This is a genomic window from Novacetimonas hansenii JCM 7643 (assembly GCF_000964405.1).
In the GTDB taxonomy this organism is placed as follows: Bacteria; Pseudomonadota; Alphaproteobacteria; order Acetobacterales; family Acetobacteraceae; genus Novacetimonas; species Novacetimonas hansenii.
In genome coordinates, this window is record NZ_BANE01000283.1 from 15,751 (window position 1) to 33,044 (window position 17,294).

General features: G+C 63.3%; 17 protein-coding genes. 2 read left to right on the forward strand and 15 right to left on the reverse strand.

The features are described 5' to 3' along the window. Positions 1-112: 112 nt before the first annotated feature. From rseP to folK, 13 genes are all read right to left on the reverse strand, one after another. A complete protein-coding gene (rseP, locus tag B7G66_RS14915; protein ID WP_003618074.1) occupies positions 113-1,219 on the reverse strand; it encodes an RIP metalloprotease RseP in 1,107 nt (368 codons plus the stop codon). Positions 1,220-1,276: 57 nt separating this feature from the next. Further along, positions 1,277-2,434 carry a 1-deoxy-D-xylulose-5-phosphate reductoisomerase gene (gene dxr, locus B7G66_RS14920; RefSeq protein ID WP_003618073.1) on the reverse strand — a complete coding sequence of 386 codons (1,158 nt, stop codon included), beginning with the start codon at positions 2,432-2,434 and terminating at the stop codon, positions 1,277-1,279. A 42-nt stretch (positions 2,435-2,476) separates the two neighbouring features. After that, on the reverse strand, positions 2,477-3,352 hold the full coding sequence (locus B7G66_RS14925) for a phosphatidate cytidylyltransferase (protein WP_371861407.1): 876 nt from the start codon (positions 3,350-3,352) through the stop codon (positions 2,477-2,479). After that, positions 3,336-4,070: a polyprenyl diphosphate synthase gene (gene uppS / locus B7G66_RS14930; RefSeq protein ID WP_003618072.1), complete on the reverse strand. Its 735-nt coding sequence runs from the start codon at positions 4,068-4,070 to the stop codon at positions 3,336-3,338. Before uppS ends, B7G66_RS14925 begins: the two co-directional genes overlap by 17 nt. Before the next feature lie 7 nt (positions 4,071-4,077). Then, positions 4,078-4,644 (reverse strand): ribosome recycling factor, encoded by a 567-nt coding sequence (gene frr / locus B7G66_RS14935; protein WP_003618071.1) that lies wholly within the window; start codon positions 4,642-4,644, stop codon positions 4,078-4,080. Positions 4,645-4,717: 73 nt separating this feature from the next. Beyond that, positions 4,718-5,470: a UMP kinase gene (gene pyrH / locus B7G66_RS14940; protein ID WP_003618070.1), complete on the reverse strand. Its 753-nt coding sequence runs from the start codon at positions 5,468-5,470 to the stop codon at positions 4,718-4,720. A gap of 232 nt (positions 5,471-5,702) precedes the next feature. Beyond that, positions 5,703-6,611 (reverse strand): GTPase Era, encoded by a 909-nt coding sequence (gene era / locus B7G66_RS14945; RefSeq protein ID WP_003618069.1) that lies wholly within the window; start codon positions 6,609-6,611, stop codon positions 5,703-5,705. 79 nt (positions 6,612-6,690) lie between these two features. Next, on the reverse strand, positions 6,691-7,425 hold the full coding sequence (rnc, locus tag B7G66_RS14950) for a ribonuclease III (RefSeq protein ID WP_040511590.1): 735 nt from the start codon (positions 7,423-7,425) through the stop codon (positions 6,691-6,693). Between the two features lie 2 nt (positions 7,426-7,427). Beyond that, positions 7,428-8,171 carry a signal peptidase I gene (lepB, locus tag B7G66_RS14955; RefSeq protein ID WP_048859349.1) on the reverse strand — a complete coding sequence of 248 codons (744 nt, stop codon included), beginning with the start codon at positions 8,169-8,171 and terminating at the stop codon, positions 7,428-7,430. A gap of 186 nt (positions 8,172-8,357) precedes the next feature. Then, on the reverse strand, positions 8,358-8,771 hold the full coding sequence (gene acpS / locus B7G66_RS14960; protein WP_003618064.1) for a holo-ACP synthase: 414 nt from the start codon (positions 8,769-8,771) through the stop codon (positions 8,358-8,360). Between the two features lie 13 nt (positions 8,772-8,784). Continuing rightward, a complete protein-coding gene (locus B7G66_RS14965; protein ID WP_048859350.1) occupies positions 8,785-11,040 on the reverse strand; it encodes a RelA/SpoT family protein in 2,256 nt (751 codons plus the stop codon). Positions 11,041-11,172: 132 nt separating this feature from the next. Next, positions 11,173-11,568 (reverse strand): DNA-directed RNA polymerase subunit omega, encoded by a 396-nt coding sequence (gene rpoZ / locus B7G66_RS14970; protein WP_003618062.1) that lies wholly within the window; start codon positions 11,566-11,568, stop codon positions 11,173-11,175. A gap of 94 nt (positions 11,569-11,662) precedes the next feature. After that, entirely contained in the window at positions 11,663-12,202 is a 540-nt protein-coding gene (gene folK / locus B7G66_RS14975) for a 2-amino-4-hydroxy-6-hydroxymethyldihydropteridine diphosphokinase (RefSeq protein WP_003618061.1), read from the reverse strand. 189 nt (positions 12,203-12,391) lie between these two features. On the opposite strand from folK, the gene B7G66_RS14980 reads away from it, so the two are divergent. Continuing rightward, positions 12,392-13,006 carry a LabA-like NYN domain-containing protein gene (locus B7G66_RS14980; protein ID WP_048859344.1) on the forward strand — a complete coding sequence of 205 codons (615 nt, stop codon included), beginning with the start codon at positions 12,392-12,394 and terminating at the stop codon, positions 13,004-13,006. 237 nt (positions 13,007-13,243) lie between these two features. Here the strand turns inward: B7G66_RS14980 and B7G66_RS14985 are convergent, their stop codons facing one another. Both B7G66_RS14985 and B7G66_RS14990 read right to left on the reverse strand, forming a co-directional pair. Further along, positions 13,244-14,737 (reverse strand): malate:quinone oxidoreductase, encoded by a 1,494-nt coding sequence (locus B7G66_RS14985; protein WP_040511587.1) that lies wholly within the window; start codon positions 14,735-14,737, stop codon positions 13,244-13,246. A gap of 346 nt (positions 14,738-15,083) precedes the next feature. Next, positions 15,084-16,109 (reverse strand): bifunctional enoyl-CoA hydratase/phosphate acetyltransferase, encoded by a 1,026-nt coding sequence (locus B7G66_RS14990; RefSeq protein ID WP_080545502.1) that lies wholly within the window; start codon positions 16,107-16,109, stop codon positions 15,084-15,086. A 206-nt stretch (positions 16,110-16,315) separates the two neighbouring features. Here B7G66_RS14990 and B7G66_RS14995 point away from each other — a divergent pair, with 206 nt between their 5' ends. Next, positions 16,316-17,191 (forward strand): NAD(P)-dependent oxidoreductase, encoded by an 876-nt coding sequence (locus B7G66_RS14995; RefSeq protein WP_003618054.1) that lies wholly within the window; start codon positions 16,316-16,318, stop codon positions 17,189-17,191. Positions 17,192-17,294: the final 103 nt, after the last annotated feature.

Below are 17,294 nucleotides of genomic sequence, written 5' to 3' on the forward strand. Positions count from 1 at the left end.
GCCAGCCATGCGGAGATGTCATCTCCGTGCTGTCATGCATTATCCGCATGGGCGGACGTATCCGATATAGCCCCTCTCGCGCAAGCACTTGTCTCATGCCGTCATTCTTACGTTATCCGACATGCGATGCCAGCCATTGAAACAAGCCGAAATGCGAAAGATCGTTAAATGTAGAAAATAAAAACAGGCTGGCGATCAGGGCGAACCCCGCCTGGAAACTGATCTGTTGCACCCGGCGCGAAACGGGACGGCCCATTATCCCCTCAAGAATATAGAACATCAGCCGCCCACCATCGAGAATCGGTATGGGAAACAGATTGATCAGGCCAAGATTGATCGACAGCAGCGCCATGAATGACACAAGGCTTGACAGTCCGTACTGCGCCACCTGCCCCGACATCTGCGCAATCCGTAACGGCCCGCCCAGATCCTTGGTGCTGTGCTGTCCCGTCAACATCTGCCACAGCCCGGCAAGGGTCTGGACAGACACATTCCACGTCTCCTTCACGGCGGACACGAAGGCGCGCGGCAAGGACTGCGGCGCGCCCACTTCCGCCAGAAAGGAAACACCAAGCTGCCCATGGGGGGGCTGCCCCTTTGCATCGGCAACACTGCCCACCGTCAGCGGGATCGTCACGTCATGCCCGTCGCGCTGCACGACCACATCGGTCTGTGCGCCCGGTTCGGCCGCGACGCGGGCCTGCAGGTCGGCCACGTCGGAAATCGGGTGATCCCCCAGCCGCACGATGACATCATGCGGCACGATCCCCGCGCTTGCCGCGGCACTGCCGGGCATTACATCGGCAACGACATTGCGGATATGCGGCTGCCCTGCAAAGGCGAACAGGCCGGTAAAGAGAATGATCGCCAGCAGGAAATTGAAAACAGGCCCCGCAATGATGACAATCGCCCGCGACAGCACGGGCTTGTCATGGAACGTACGGCCCGGCTGCCATGCCGCGATCTGTTCAGGGGTGGCGTCTTCCGGTCCCTCGAACCCGTGCGGCTTGACATATCCGCCCAGCGGGACGGGACACAGCCGCCATTCCGTGCCGACACTGTCGTGCCAGCGCAGCAGCGGCTTGCCAAAACCGATGGAGAAAACCTCCACATGCACCCCACGCCAGCGCGCGGCGAGGTAATGGCCAAGTTCGTGGATGAAAACCAGCACACCCAGAACCAGGGCAAATGCAAGGACGGTCCGCAACAGATCATGCATGATGATTATGAGTTCCCCTGATGATCACGCGCGGCCGTCCCCTTTAACCCTGTCGTCTTATGCGGCCCGTGCCGTTATGCGGGCGCGGGCGAGGCGTCGCGCCTCTTCATCCCAGTGCAGGACCTGCTCCAGCGTGTCCGCGCTCTGGTTTCCAAGTGATTGCATCACATCCTCGACAACCCGCGCAATATCCCGGAAGCCGATTTTACGATTAAGAAAGGCCTCCACGGCAATTTCATTGGCGCCAGACAGGATCGCAGAGGCCGCGCCCCCCGCCCGGAGCGATTCCCGCGCCAGACGCAATGCGGGAAAACGCACTTCGTCAGGTTCCTCGAAATCCAGACGTGACATGGCGGCAAGGTCAAGGCGCGGCGAATTCGTCGCCATACGCTTTGGCCAGGCCAGCGTATGCGCAATGGGGATGCGCATGTCGGCGGAACCAAGCTGCGCGATGATACTGCCATCGGTGTACTGGACCATGCTGTGAACCACGGATTGCGGGTGGACGATAACGCCGATCCGGTCCTCCGTCATGTCGAACAGGCGCGCCGCCTCGATCAGTTCAAGCCCCTTGTTGAACATCGTCGCGGAATCGATGGTGATCTTGGCCCCCATGCTCCATGTCGGATGCTTCAGCGCAGCTTCCAGCGGGGCCTTCTCCATCTCCTCAATACTGGCGCGGCGGAACGGGCCGCCCGATGCCGTCAGCACGATCTTTTCCACCTGATCCACCTGCCGGTCGGCCATGGACTGGAAAATCGCATTATGCTCCGAATCGACCGGAAGCAGCGTCGCCCCCGCCTGATGCACCGCACGCAGCATGACGTCGCCCGCGCAGACCAGCGCTTCCTTGTTCGCCAGCGCGACACATCCGCCATTGCGCACCGCCGCCAGCGCGGGTTCCAGCCCAATGGCACCGGTGATCGCCGCCATGGTCCAGTCCACCGGCACGCCTGCCGCACGGATCACCGCCTCGCGCCCACCCGATACCTGTGTGGACGTCCCCGACAGCAGGGTTTCCAGTTCCCCAACCAGGGTTTCATCGGCGATCACGGCATATTCGGCACCAAGCGCACGCGCCTGTTCAGCCAGCAACGTGACATTGCGCCCCCCGACAAGGGCCACGACGCGGAACCGCTCCGGCGCCTGCAACAGCAGATCCACAGTGGAGCAGCCAATGCTGCCGGTACTGCCCAGAACGGAAACTGTCTTCATCCTACCGATTTCCCCATTTTTTTTCATCGTGACCGCGCGCCCTCAGCGCAGGCCGACATACCAGAAAGCAGCGCCTGCCGCTGCCCCCAGCGAAATCAATGCAGCCAGCGGTGCGGCCACCAGCAATCCATCAAAACGATCCAGCAACCCGCCATGCCCCGGGATGATCGCCCCGGAATCCTTGACGCCGCGCGCACGCTTAAGCGCGCTTTCCCCAAGGTCGCCCGCCTGTGCCGCAACCGCCATGACAGCCCCCATCATGGCGCCACGCACACCCGCCCCCGCCAGCGCATCAGGCAGCACGGAGGCAATCACGGCCCCGCCGGCAACCGCGGCCAGCAGCCCGCCACACGACCCCGACCATGTCTTGGCCGGGGAAATACGCGGCGCAAGCTTCGGCCCGCCAATGGCCCGTCCCGTCAGGTAAGCCCCCGTATCACTCAGCGCGACGCACGCAACGACGAACAGGACGACACCCGCACCCGGATGCGTCATGAAACGCAGCCACAAAAGGGACACCCCCGCGCAGCCAATAGCCACCTGCCCCGCCCACAGGGCCGGGCCAAAGACAAAGGCCGCGCCCATGACCATGAACGCCCCCCCCCACTGTCCCCCCAGCGCCGCCGCAGCGCAGGCCAGAGGCCAGATGAGATAGAGCACGCCACGCCAACTGCGTGCGGACAGGGCGAACATCCGCCCCCATTCCGACGCCATGCCCACCATCGCAAGCACGATCATCACGGCATAGGCGACACCCCCCGCCCACACACACAGCGCGGCAAGCGGCACGATCACCAGCGCGGACAGGACGCGCGCGCGCAGATCCTTCCACCCGCGCCCGGACCCACCACCCGGCGGCGTCGGGGCCGAAGGAAACGGGATCACGATGGGATTGGGGGGATCAGACCGGTCTTGCACCGAAGCGCCTTTCGCGCCGGGAATAGATCTGGAGCACGGCATCAAAATGCCCGGCATCAAAATCTGGCCACAGCGTCTCTATGAATATCAGTTCGGCATAGGCCGACTGCCATAACAGGAAATTGGACAGGCGGCTTTCACCACTGGTGCGCACCACGATGTCGGGATCGGGCATGTCCGCCGTCATCAGGAAGCCGCCAAAGACATCCTCGTCAATCTGTCCCGGCGCCAGCGTGCCGTCCTGCACGGCCTTTGCCATCCGCAGCGCAGCCTGCATGATGTCGGCACGCCCGCCATAGGACAGCGCAAGCACGACCGTCAGGACCGTGTTGGAGGCGGTTTCCAGTTCGGCGCGCCTTGCCTCTGCCCGCACATCGGGGGCAAAGCGCGACAGGTCGCCGATAATGCGGATGCGCACACCCTTCGCCGCAAGCTCCGCCACCTTGTAACGCAGGTAATACCGCAAGAGGCTGGTCAGGTCGGCTACCTCCTGCGGGGTGCGCCGCCAGTTTTCCGAGGAAAATGCATAAAGCGTCAGCCATTTCACGCCGGACGCGACGGCGGCGCGGATACAACGCTGCACTGCCTCCGCCCCGGCCCGGTGGCCGGCAAGCAGCGGCAACCCGCGCGAGGCCGCCCACCGCCCGTTGCCATCCATGATGATCGCCACATGGACAGGCACACTTCCTGCGCGCCGTTCCCCGGCAACTGGGTACATACGGAAGTCAGACCTGCTTGATCTCGCGTTCTTTTTCCGCGAGCAGTTCGTCAACACGCTTCACATACTGGTCCGTCAGCTTCTGGATCGCATCGGACCAGACCTTGACGTCATCCTGGCTGATTTCGCCCTTCTTTTCCTGTCCGCGCGTCTGTTCCATGCCATCACGACGCACACCACGCACCGCGATCTTTGCGTTTTCGGCATATTTGCCTGCCGCGCGCGCCAGTTCGTTGCGCCGTTCCTCGGTCAACTGGGGAATGGGCACACGCACGGTCTGCCCATCGGCGGCGGGGTTCAGGCCCAGCCCGCTGTCACGGATCGCACGTTCCACCGCACCGACAAGCGAACGGTCCCAAACCTGCACCGTCAGCATCCGCGCTTCGGGCACGGCGATGGAGCCAACCTGCGTCAGCGGCACTTCACCGCCATAGGCTTCCACACGCACGGGCTCCAGCAGCGCCGGACTTGCACGGCCTGAACGCAGACCGGCAAAATCGCGACGCAGGCTTTCAATCGCCCCATCCATGCGGCGGGTTACATCCGCCAGCAAACTTTTCTGATCGACAGACACCTTGGCCCTCCCAACATTCCTCTAACGGTCGCGTTCGACCGCCATGCGACTTCTCTTGTGCGGGGTGTGCGCCTCAGTCCGAGGCCACGATCGTGGTAAAGCGTCCCTCGCCCCGCATAACGCGCGAAAACGCATCCTTTTCATGGATATTGAACACCACGATCGGCAGCTTGTTTTCACGCGCAAGGCTGATGGCGGCAGCATCCATGACATTGAGGTCATTGGCCAGCACATCGCGATAGGTCAGCGTATCGTAACGGCGCGCATCGGCCACCTTGCGCGGGTCGGCGGAATATACGCCATCGACCTGCGTGCCCTTGAACAGCGCACTGCATTCCATTTCCGCCGCACGCAGGGCAGCCCCCGTATCGGTGGTGAAGAACGGGTTGCCCGTCCCGGCGGCAAAGATCACCACGCGCCCCTTTTCCATATGGCGCACCGCGCGACGCCGGATATAGGGTTCCGCGATGGAGGACATCTGGATCGCACTCATGACGCGGGTTGCGATCCCCTGGCGTTCCAGCGAATTCTGCATCAGCAGCGCATTGATGACGGTGGCCAGCATACCCGCGTAATCGCCCTGCGCGCGGTCCATGCCCCGCGCGGCGGCGGCGACGCCGCGAAAGATGTTGCCACCCCCGATAACCAGACACACCTCCACGCCAGTGCGCGCGACTGCCGCGATATCGGCGGCGATACCATCAACGGTTGCGGGGTCGATCCCATAGGATCCGTTACCCATCAGGGCCTCGCCCGAAACCTTCAGCAGGACCCGGCTGTAACCGGGGGCATTGTCTGGGGCATGATCTGTTAGCGGATTGGTCATTGGCCCTCGAACACAACAGAAAATAAGACACAGGCCGCAGGCAACCGCCCGCCAGTGACGGCAGCGCCCACGCCGCACATGTCATATAGGGGGTTCGCCCCCCTCACAAGCACACGATGCCGATAATGCGCCAATCAGGGCGCGCCCCCTGCGTTTCGTGTGGCTCCCCCCCCATCACCGATCTGCGATGGTGGACCGGCCCACGGCACCCGCAGGGGTCAGATGTCAGATGTCAGGCGTCGTCCAGACCGATGGCGCGCAGGCGGGCGCGCTCCTCATCCCATCCTGAACGTTCTTTCACGTTCAGGAACAGATGGCACGGCCGTTCCAGCAGGCGCGAAAGCTCCTTGCGCGCACGTTCGCCGATATTGCGAATCCGCGACCCGCCCTCCCCGATCAGGATCGCCTTGTGCGAGGCGCGGGCCACATAGATCGTCACCTCGATCCGCACCGAACCGTCCGGGCGCTCCTGAAAGCTTTCCGTCTCCGCCGTGGCGGCATAGGGAACCTCCTCATGCGTTTGCAAGAAGATCTGCTCGCGCACCAGTTCGGCGGCCAGCAGGCGGTCGGGCAGATCGGTCAGGTCATCTTCCGGATACAGGTATGGCCCCACCGGCAGCTCGGCCGCCATCCGGTCCATCAGGTCATCGACCCCCTGCCCCGAACGCGCGCTGATCATGAACACATGTTCCACCGTCAGCAGGCCCGACAGCTCCGCCGTCAGCGGCAGCAGCGCATCACGCCGCATCAGGTCGGTCTTGTTCAGCACCAGCCACACCCTGCGGTTGCGCTGCGCCAGTTGGCTGACGATTTCGCGCACCGCCTCCGTCAGGCCGGCACGCGCATCAATAATCAGCAGCGTGATGTCCGCATCCTCCGCACCGGTCCAGGCGGCGGCGACCATCGCACGGTCCAGCATGCGGCGCGGACGGAAAATACCCGGCGTATCCACCAGCAGCATCTGCGCATGGTTGCGCATCAGGATACCCAGAACCCGGAAACGCGTCGTCTGCGCCTTTGGGCTGACGATCGACAGCTTGGTCCCCGCCATGCGGTTCAGCAACGTGGACTTGCCCGCATTGGGCGCGCCCACGATGGCGACGAAACCACAGCGGGTCGTCATGTCTTCATGTTCCGGCATTTATCATTCCCACGGCTGCAACAGCCGTCCCGAGTGTTCCATATTCGTGTCCGCCCCACGCAGGGCGCGCGCGCGCGCGTCAGTCAAACTGACTGAGCAGCCGGGCCGCGGCCTCGCTTTCGGCGGCACGCTTGCTGCCTGCGACACCTTCGCCCCGCCGTCCCGATGCCTCCACCGAAATCACGAACCGGGGCGCATGCGACGGACCATCGGTGGACACCACCTTATACACCGGCAGCGGCAATCCCCGCGCCAGCACCCATTCCTGCAATGCGGTCTTGGGGTCCTTGGGGGGGCGGGCCTGCGCCACGATGGCATTGTTCCATGCCCGACGCACAAAGGCGCGGGCAGGTTCCAGCCCACCATCAAGATAGATCGCGCCCAGAATCGCCTCCACCGCATCGGCGAGCACGTTGGCCATCTGACGCACCCCGGCGCGGGCCTCGTGCTCCGCCACGTCAAGGGCGGATGGCAGAGCCATGTCCTCTGCGATATGTGCCAGCACCGCGCGCGAGACAAGGTGCGCATGCCGGGGCCCAAGCGCGCCTTCCTGCTCATCTGGAAAACGCTCCAGCAGCCATTCCGCCATCAATAGGCCAAGCACGCGGTCGCCAATGAATTCCAGCCGTTCATTGGACCCTGCGCCGCGCCGCGCCACCGACTGGCGTGTGCGTCGCCCGATCGCGCTGCTGCGCTGATGTGCTGCGGACCGATGGGTCAGCGCCTCATGCAGAAGGGCGGCATTGCGAAAGCAATAACCGACATACGCCTCGATCCGTTCGAACTCGGCCGTGGGGGTCGCGGGCGCATCCATGATCAGTGAACCCCCGAAAACAGGCGTCCCCAACGAATTTCCGTGGGCCATTTCCAGAATTCCCATGTCGGGTACTGCGCATCCACCGACAGGAATATCCACTTGGCCTGCCCCACCAGGTTTTCCATCGGCACAAAGCCAAGATCCTGCGGCGCGTCCCCCATGAAACGGCTGTCGGCGCTGTCGTCGCGGTTGTCACCCATGACAAAGAAATAACCCGGCGGCACGACATATTCCGGGGTGTCGTTCTTGTCCCCCTCATCCGTCAGCTTGAGGATGTCATGCGACACGGCGGGACGGCCACCGCTGCCGGGCAGGTCCTCGCGATAGCGTTCGCCCTCCATACGGGTGTGATGTTCGTCCACCGCGACATACTCGCCTTCCGACGTACGGGGCACGAGTTCACCGTTCAGGTAAAGCTGTCCCTCGCGCATCTGGATGCGATCGCCAGGCAGGCCGACCACACGCTTGATATAGTCGATGGACGTATCCTTGGTGAAGCGGAAGACCGCCACATCCCCGCGATGCGGTTCGCTGCCGAATATGCGTCCGCTGAACAGGTTGGGCGACAGCGGCAGGGAGAAGTGCGAATAGCCATAGCTGTATTTGGCGACCCACACATAATCCCCCACCTGCAATGTCGGGATCATCGAACCGGACGGAATGTTGAAGGGTTCGAACAGTGCGGTGCGGACAAAAATCGCAATCGCACCCGCGACCACGACAGTACGCAGGAGTTCCAGCATGCCGCGCGCCCCCGTGGAAGGGGAGGTCGTCAGGACAGTTGGCGTCTGGGGGTCATCGCTCGACATGATCTTCATAAATCCGGCTTCGTGCGCGACCGGCCGGGCGAAAGGCACGGTCGCATAATTCTGGCGATCAAGCCCACGGGGCCATGCCGTGTCAAGCACGGGCGGCCATGCGTGAACCGATCAGGGATGCGCCACGCCATCCGCCACGATGATGACCTGGGCAAAGGCATAGGGGTATTCATCCGTCATCGTCACCATGATGCGTGGCGTACACCCGGCCGGCACAATTTCATCAAGTCGCACACACGCCCCACCCGACAGCACCATGACCGGCTGCCCGCCGACCAGGTTTTCGACACCCAGGTCACGATGGAACACGCCACGGGCGAATCCGGTGCCCAGCGCCTTGGCGCATGCTTCCTTCGCCGCCCAACGCTTGGCAAAGGTGCCAAGCCGGGCCGCCCCCGAACGGCGGTTCGCCGCCGCGCGTTCACGGGGGGTAAAGACCCGTTCCTCGAACCGTGCGCCATGGCGCGCCAGCACATTTTCAATGCGGCGGATGTCACACAGGTCCGACCCGATCCCGATCATCATGGCGTCATGCGCCTCATCCCTTGGCGCGTTCCACCTGAACCACGCCGGTTTCCGCCCGCAGGGCCGCCATGATGGCAGACAGGTGCCGCAGGTCGCGTACCTCGATATCCGCAAGGATTTCCATGAATTCAAGCTGCCGGTTGACGATGCGCAGGTTGACCATCACGCCATCATGCTTGGTTGCGATATTCGTCAGCGTCGCCAGGACCGAAGGTTCATTGGCCGTTACCACGCTGAGCCGCCCGACATGCGTGCCCGCCGCGTTGCGCGCGATCAGGTCATAATCCCAGTTCAGGTCCATGAAGCGTTCGGGCGTGGCCGCGAACGTCTCCAGCGTCTGGCATCCCTGTGCATGGACCGTGATCCCCTTGCCGGTGGAGACGATGCCCACGATGCGATCACCCGGCAGCGGATGGCAGCAACCGGCGAAATGCACCGCCATCCCTGCCCCCACGCCCGCCAGCGCCATGCCGGCCGCATTCTTGCGCCGGGCCGCCGAAAATGCGGTCGTGCTTTCGGCGGCGCGCATCGACAGGCCGGGCACCATACGCGGCGCGCGCGGTGCGCGACGCAGGTCGGGATACGCCGCCTGCACCACCTCACGCGCGGAAAGGTTGCCATTTCCCACCGCCACGAACAGGTCCGCCACAGAGGACTGGCGCAGGTCCTTGAGCAGTGATTCCAATACTTTTTCGGACCCGTCCACCCCCTCCTGCCGGAAGGATTTCGCCAGCGCCACCCGCCCGCTGTCGAGGTGCGATTCGCGCTGTTGCAGCGCGACATGGCGGCGGATGCGCGCGCGGGCCTTGCCCGTGACGACAAAGCGTTCCCACGACGGCGAGGGCGTACCGCCGCGCGCTGTCATGATTTCCACCTGATCGCCATTTTGCAATTCATGGCGCAGGGGCATCAGGCGGCCATTGATGCGCGCGCCGACACAACTATCCCCCACCTGGCTGTGCACGGCATAGGCGAAGTCGATCGGGGTTGCGCCACGCGGCAGGGAAATCAGCCGTCCCTTCGGCGTGAAGCAGAAGACCTGATCCTGATAGAGTTCGAGCTTGGTATTTTCGAGGAATTCATCCGGCGCGGCCGAATCCTCAAGGATATCAAGCAGATCCTGCACCCAGCGCAGGCCGGAGACGACGTGCGCTGCGTCATCGACCTTCCCGTCACCCCCCTGCTTGTACAGCCAGTGCGAGGCGACACCATTTTCGGCAACGTCGTGCATTTCGGCCGTACGGATCTGCACCTCGATCTTCTGGTTGCGCGGATGGCGCAGCGTCACCCCGGTATGCAGGCTCTGATAACCGTTGACCTTGGGGGTGGAGATGTAATCCTTGAACCGCCCCGAAATGACGGGATAGGCCGCATGCACCGCGCCAAGCGTGACGTAGCACCCCTCACGCGAGGGGACGATGATGCGAAACGCCATGATGTCCGACAGCTGCTCGAACGCGACGTTGCGGCGCTGCATCTTCTCCCAGATGGAATAGGGCGTCTTTTCACGCCCCGTGACCTCCACCCCCTTCAACCCGGCCTCGGCGCACAGGTTCTGCAGTTCGTGGCGGATTTCCTCGATCACGTCCGCACCCTGCCCGCGCAGATAGTTCAGGCGCGCGCGGATCGTGGCCATCGCCTCTGGCTCAAGCTCCGCAAAGGAAAGGTTCTGCAGTTCGACCTTCACCTTTTCCATGCCGATACGATCGGCAAGCGGTGCATAGATCTCCATCGTTTCGCGCGCGATGCGCTGGCGACGGTCAAGGCGCTGCACGTAATGCAACGTGCGCATGTTGTGCAGACGGTCCGCAAGCTTGACGATCAGGACGCGGATGTCCTTGGACATCGCAAGGACCAGCTTGCGGAAATTCTCAGCCTGCTTGGTGCGGTCGGACTGAAGCTCCAGCCGCGTCAGCTTGGTCACGCCATCGACAAGTTCCGCGATGGTCGCACCGAACTGCGTGCGCAACTGCGCCTGGGTGACGCCCGTATCCTCGATGGTGTCATGCAACAGCGCGGTTGCGATGGATGCCGTATCAAGGCGGAACCCGGCAAGGATGTTCGCCACCGCAAGCGGATGGGTGATATAGGGATCGCCGTTATCGCGGTCCTGCCCCTCATGCGCCTTGTACGCCACATCGAACGCGCGGCGGATCAGGTCGAGGTCGGCACCGGGATCATAGGACTGGATGCGCCGGGTCAGCCCGTCGCAGGAAATGACCCGCGCCGGGACGCGCGGCGTTGCGGCGGCGGTGTCGGCATCCGCCACGCTGGCGGGAACATGCCCACCATCCCCGATGGCCGGGGCCTGCGGCAAGGTGGGCACGGCAGGGGACGTGAGGGAAGCTGTCGTTTCAGAGCCGACCCGATCCGTCACATCCGTCCCCTCTCGTCAAAAATGCTATCGCGAACCCCGGCCGCCAAGTTCGGCCTCGATGGTGGCTTCGAGCTCTTCTGCCGTCATGCCAGCCGTATGGCGCGATTCTTCCTCAGCAGAGACATCCTGCAGGCCGAAGATGTTCTGTTCGGTCGGGATCAGATCGACAACTTCCTCATCTGCGGGCTCGGGCTCGGGCGCGCGGGCCAGCGAACGCAGCAGGTCGCTCTTGACCTGGTCCAGACTGATTGTCTGGTCCGCAATCTCGCGCAGGGCGACGACGGGATTCTTGTCGTTGTCGCGATCAATCGTCAGTTCTTCGCCGCGGGACAGGGCGCGGGCACGTTGGGCCGCCAGCAACACCAGTTCAAAACGGTTGGGAACCCGCTCAACGCAGTCCTCGACAGTGACGCGTGCCATCAGGCCAGACTCCGGTTTCTCTATGAAAAATATATCGGTGGAACAAGATGGAATACTCCCCCCCGCCCCACAACGCAAGTACGCCGTTGCGCGCTCAGCCCGGCAGGCGGGTGATCGCCTGGTCCGCCACGCGGGCCAGCAGGGCCTCTATCCCTTCCCCGCTGACGGGATCGCGCCAGTGGGGGGCCACATCACGCAGGGGGCGCAGCACAAAGGCGCGCAGGCAGGCACGCGGATGCGGCACGATGGGATCGGGGGCGGCACGCACAAGATCCCCCATCGCGATGATGTCAAGGTCAAGCGGCCGCGCGGCGTTGGCGATGGTGCGCACCCGTCCCGCCCGCGCCTCGATCGCCTGCAGGGCAGACAAAAGGGCCTGGGGCGTGATATCGCCACCCAGTCGCACCATTCCGTTGACATAGGGGGGCTGCCCCGATGGCGGGACCGGCGCGCTTTCATACCAATGGGAAACCGCCTCGACACGAATTGTATCAATGCGCCCTATTTCCGCCACAGCCCAGTGGCATGTCTGTAATGGCCCTTCCCCCGTGTGGCGGGGCAGGTTCGCCCCTACCGCCACGAGGATGTCTGCTGAATGCCCGCCGGAACCCGGCACCGTATCGTGCGTATCCATGCATGAATAATAACATGAGTGGATGATTTGTTATCTCAAACTTTATGACTACATCGGTATGGACAATGTCATGCCGGGCATTACCCGCAACCTACCCTTCCCTCCTGACGGACACACCACGCGCACAGCCAATGGTATTTCAATCGTCAGCCGGGCATATGAAGCTACCTCTTTCAGGGACACTCACTAATGTTCTTTCAGCCTCAGGAACGGCTTTGTCTTTTTATTGATGGAACCAGCCTGTATTCAGCGTCACGCAATCTCGGCTTTGAGGTGGACTACCGCAAGCTGCTGTCATTTTTCCGGTCGAAATCCAACGTCTTGCGGGCGTACTACTATTCCGCCGTCCTGGAGACGGAGGAATATTCCCCCCTCAAGCCGCTGACTGACTGGCTTGTCTATAACGGCTATTTCCTGGTGACGAAGACGGCGCGCGAATATACCGATCATACGGGCCGCCGCCGCGTAAAGGGCAACATGGACATCGAACTTGCGGTGGACATGCTCGAAATGGCGCCCAGGATCGACCATGCCGTCCTGTTCAGCGGGGATGCCGATTTCCGCCGCCTGCTCGAAGCGGTGCAGCGTCAGGGCGTACGCACGACCGTCATCGCATCCATAAAGACGTCGCCGCCGCTGATTGGCGATGAACTGCGCCGCCAGGCGGACCAGTTCATCGAACTGGCCGATATCGCATCGCACTTCACCCGCCGGCAGATCGAAAACCGCACCAGCCGTCCGAACCCGGTGCCACCGGTGCGTCATCCGGCCGATCATCTGAGCGACCTGCCCGAAGACGAATGAGGGACCACCTGAAATGGTCCGATAAAAGCGATGACATTAATCAGGACGCCCCGCTTTCACAGCGGTGGCGTCCCTGGGCGCGGTGTGAAAAGCTGTGCCAGATTTTTTACCGGCAGCCTTTCGTGCCCTGCCTTTCCTCCCCCCGTATGTCACGCCCATGCCTGTCACGCCTGCCTGACACATCCTCGCGCCCGCCCGCTGGTGCGGGACGGGCACAGGAAATGCCATCCCATATGGTCAGCCGTCGAGTTGCAGCGTCTGGCGTGTCCAGTCACGTGTGCGCGCACACAGCGCGGCATCATCGGACAGGCGCCTGCCATAGGACGGGATCATCTTGCGCAGGCGCTCTTCCCACTGCGGCAGGCGATCGGCAAAGCAGCGCTGGATAACCGACAGCATGATCGGTGCCGCCGTCGATGCCCCCGGTGATGCACCAAGCAGCCCCGCAATCGTGCCATTCGCCCCGGTCACAACCTCTGTCCCGAACTGCAGCACGCCGCCCTTGGCCGCGTCCTTCTTGATGACCTGCACGCGCTGGCCTGCGGTAATCAGTTCCCAGTCGCTGCTGCGTGCGCCAGGCACGAAATCACGCAGGGCCTTCATCCGGTCCTCGTTCGACTGCATCACCTGCTGGATCAGGTATTTCGTCAGCGGCATGTTGTCGCGGGCCACCGCCATCATCGCACCGATATTATCCATGCGGATCGAACGCGGCAGATCCAGCCATGACCCCTGCTTGAGGAACTTGGTGGAGAATCCGGCATACGGACCGAACAGCAGCCCTTCCTGCCCGTCGATCACGCGGGTATCGAGGTGGGGGACCGACATCGGCGGCGCGCCGACCGATGCCTTGCCATAGACCTTGGCATGGTGGCGGGCGATGATTTCGGGGTTGGTGCAACGCAGGAACTGTCCGCTGACCGGGAAGCCACCGATGCCACGCGCCTCGGGGATGCCGCTTTTCTGCAACAGCGGCAGCGCGCCACCGCCCGCGCCGACGAACACGAACCGCGCGGCGACGTCGCGTGACGTACCATCATGCATGCCCCGCACGGAAACGGTCCATCCCGACCCGGACTGACGCAGGCCCGTGACCTCATGCCCCAGATTGAGGTCAAAGCCCGGGCCACCTGACAGGATATCCACCAGCCGGTGCGTCAGCGCCCCGAAATTGACATCCGTTCCCGCCGGGTGATGCGTGGCCGCAAGCGGCGTGCCCCCTGCCCGCCCGTCCATGACCAGCGGCATCCACTGCGACAGTTGTGCCGTGTCGGTGGAATAGGACATGCCGGCGAACAGCGGATGATCCTTCAGCGCGTTATAACGCCGCTGGAGGAAATCAACATTTTCCGCCCCCCAGACGAAGCTCATATGCGCAATGGGGTTGAGGAAGTCGCGTGGCGAGGCGATCAGCCCGGATTCGGCCAGATAGGACCAGAATTGCCGTGAAACCTGAAAGGCCTCGTTGACGTTGACGGCTTTGGAAATATCGACTTCGCCCCCCGCACCCATCGGGGTGTAGTTGAGTTCGCACAGCGCGGAATGGCCGGTGCCGGCATTGTTCCAGCCGTTGGAGCTTTCCAGCGCGACATCATCAAGGCGCCCGAACAGAGCGATCGACAGGTTTGGTTCCAGTTGCTTGAGCATCACGCCAAGCGTCGCGCTCATGATACCGCCGCCGACAAGGACGACATCATAGGTGGAATCGGCAGGAGTAGGCTGAGAGGTCATGATATTCTCCGCTTCGGCGTCGGACAGTGGTGTCGTGGCTGCGATCGTGCGCCCCGGGCAGCCGGCCGGGGGCGTGGGACCGGCCCGCAGGGGGCATCCCTGACGGCCATGCCACGCCGGATTTCGTGTTCCCGCGTCCCGCCATGTCCGGCGCGCGGAAAATACCGTCCGTCCCGCCCCACCCATATCCGCCCCCGCCCCATGATGACATGGGACAGGCGCGCCGGGCAGGGGCAGGCCTGACAGCGACTGTCATTCCTCATGCCATTGGCGACGTCATTGTGGCGCATCATCTTTGTGCGAGGGAAAAGGATCGCGGCGCATATCTGCATTCCACCCATCGCATTCATGTACCGTCCGCACCGGGGCGTGCAATGCGGTACCCCGCGCGCACCATCGCCACGGCCACCATGCATGACAGCAGGCGCGTGGACAGGGAATCCGCCCGGCTGGTCAGGACCACGGGCACACGCGCGCCGATCACGATACCCGCCGCCTGCGCACCACCGAGGAAGGTCATCTGCTTTGCCAGGATATTGCCTGCCTCCAGATCCGGCACGATCAGGATGTCGGCCTGCCCCCCGATGGGCGAACGCACGCCCTTGCACCGCGCGGCCTCGGCACTCAGGGCGTTATCGAGTGCAAGCGGCCCGTCCACGATGCCGCCGGTGATCTGTCCCCTGTCCGCCATTTTACAGATGATGGCCGCATCCAGCGTGGATTGCAGGCCGGGATTGACCGTCTCCACCGCCGACAGCAGCGCCACGCGCGGGCAGGCAATGCCCAGTATGTGCGCAAGGTCGATCGCATTGCGCACGATATCGCGCCGCACGTCGAGGTCAGGCGCAATGTTGACCGCGCCATCACTGACGAACAGCGGCCGCCCCACACCCGGCAGGTCGAGGATGTAGGCATGGCTCATCCACCGTTCGGTACGCAGGCCGCTGTCATGGTGGCCGATTTCATGCAGGTAAACACGTGAATGCAGCGCGCCCTTCATCAGGATCGCAACCTCCCCCTCACGGGCCATGCGGACGCCAGCCTGCGCGGCCTGCGTATCATCGGCGGCATCGACAAGGCGGCAGGCTGAAATATCGAGGGATTCTTCGCGTGCGATGGCGCGAATCCGCCCGACAGGCCCGATCAGGACAGGTTTCGCAAGATCACGCCGCAACAGTTCGCACGCGGCACGCAGCGCGATGGCACTGCAGGGATAGACAATTCCCACCGGCATTGGCGCCACACCGCGCAACGTGGCGGCCAGGCGGTCAAAAAAATGCAGGCCGGACGCGGATGCAGACCCAGAGGATGCTGGCACAGAAGCAGATATGGCGGCAGATACAGGGGCAGGCGTCGTGGCGGACGTCGTCATGGATTTTCCCAGCAGGTCGGACACTTCAGTAACCTCCCCTCCTTGCCACAGACACAGGGGGGGCCTGCGCATCATCTTTGCGCGACCGCGGGGGCCAGGTCATCGCCCGCCGCGTGACATCCCCGCGCCCATTGGGCAAGCTGCCGCCAACACGGCCCGCATCGCGGGCTTCCCTATCCTGGATGAACAAGTCAGGAGTTCTTTCCATGTCCCTTCTGATCGGCTTTATCGGCTTTGGCGCCATGGCCAGCCGCATGGGCGCGAACCTGCGCAAGGCGGGATACCGCATAGTGGCCTATACCCCCTCGGGCAGGGGCGGCGATGGCGACGTGACATTCCTGCCCACCCCACGCGCGCTGGCCGCCGATGCCGACATCGTCATCGCCTGCGTTCCCGATGACGAAGCGCTGGAACAATCCATGTCCGGCCCCGACGGCGTGCTTGCGGGCATGAAGGCTGGCGGCCTGCTGATCAATACCAGTTCGGTCGCCCCCGAAACCTCCATCGCGCTGGCAACGCAGGCGGCGGCAGGCGGGATTACCGTACTCGACGCGCCCGTGGCAGGCAGCACGCCAGAGGCCGAATCCGCCAACCTTGTCATCCTTGTCGGGGGGGATGCGGCTGACGTCGCGCGGGCGCAGCCCATCTTTGACGCCATCGGGCGGCTGACGATCCATGCCGGGCCATCAGGCAGCGGGTCAAAGCTGAAACTGGTCATCAACGGCATCATGGGGGCGACCCTGTCAGTCGTGGCCGAAGGCGTGGCCTATGGGCTGGCCAGCGGCCTGGAACGCGACATGCTGTTTGACGCGCTTGATGCCGTGCCGGTCATCTCCCCACATCACAAGCGCAAGCTGAAAGCCGCGAAAGCGGGGGATTTCAGCCCGCAGTTTCCCACGCGCCTGATGCAGAAGGACATGCGCCTGCTGCTGACGGATGCGGCGCGTCAGATGGCCCCGATGCCCGCGACGGCGGCGGCGACACAATCGCTGAGCCTGACGCGGCGCCGGTATGCGGACAAGGATTATTCCGCCCTGTTCGCCATCATGGAAACCATGGTCGCCAACGACGCAACGCCGTAAACATCTTCAGCGCCAGCCAGAAGCTGTTTGAAAAGTCAGGCTTGATAACATCCTGAAACCATAAAAGTTTTTGGTGAAGCTTTTTCTAAAAAGCTTCAGAAGA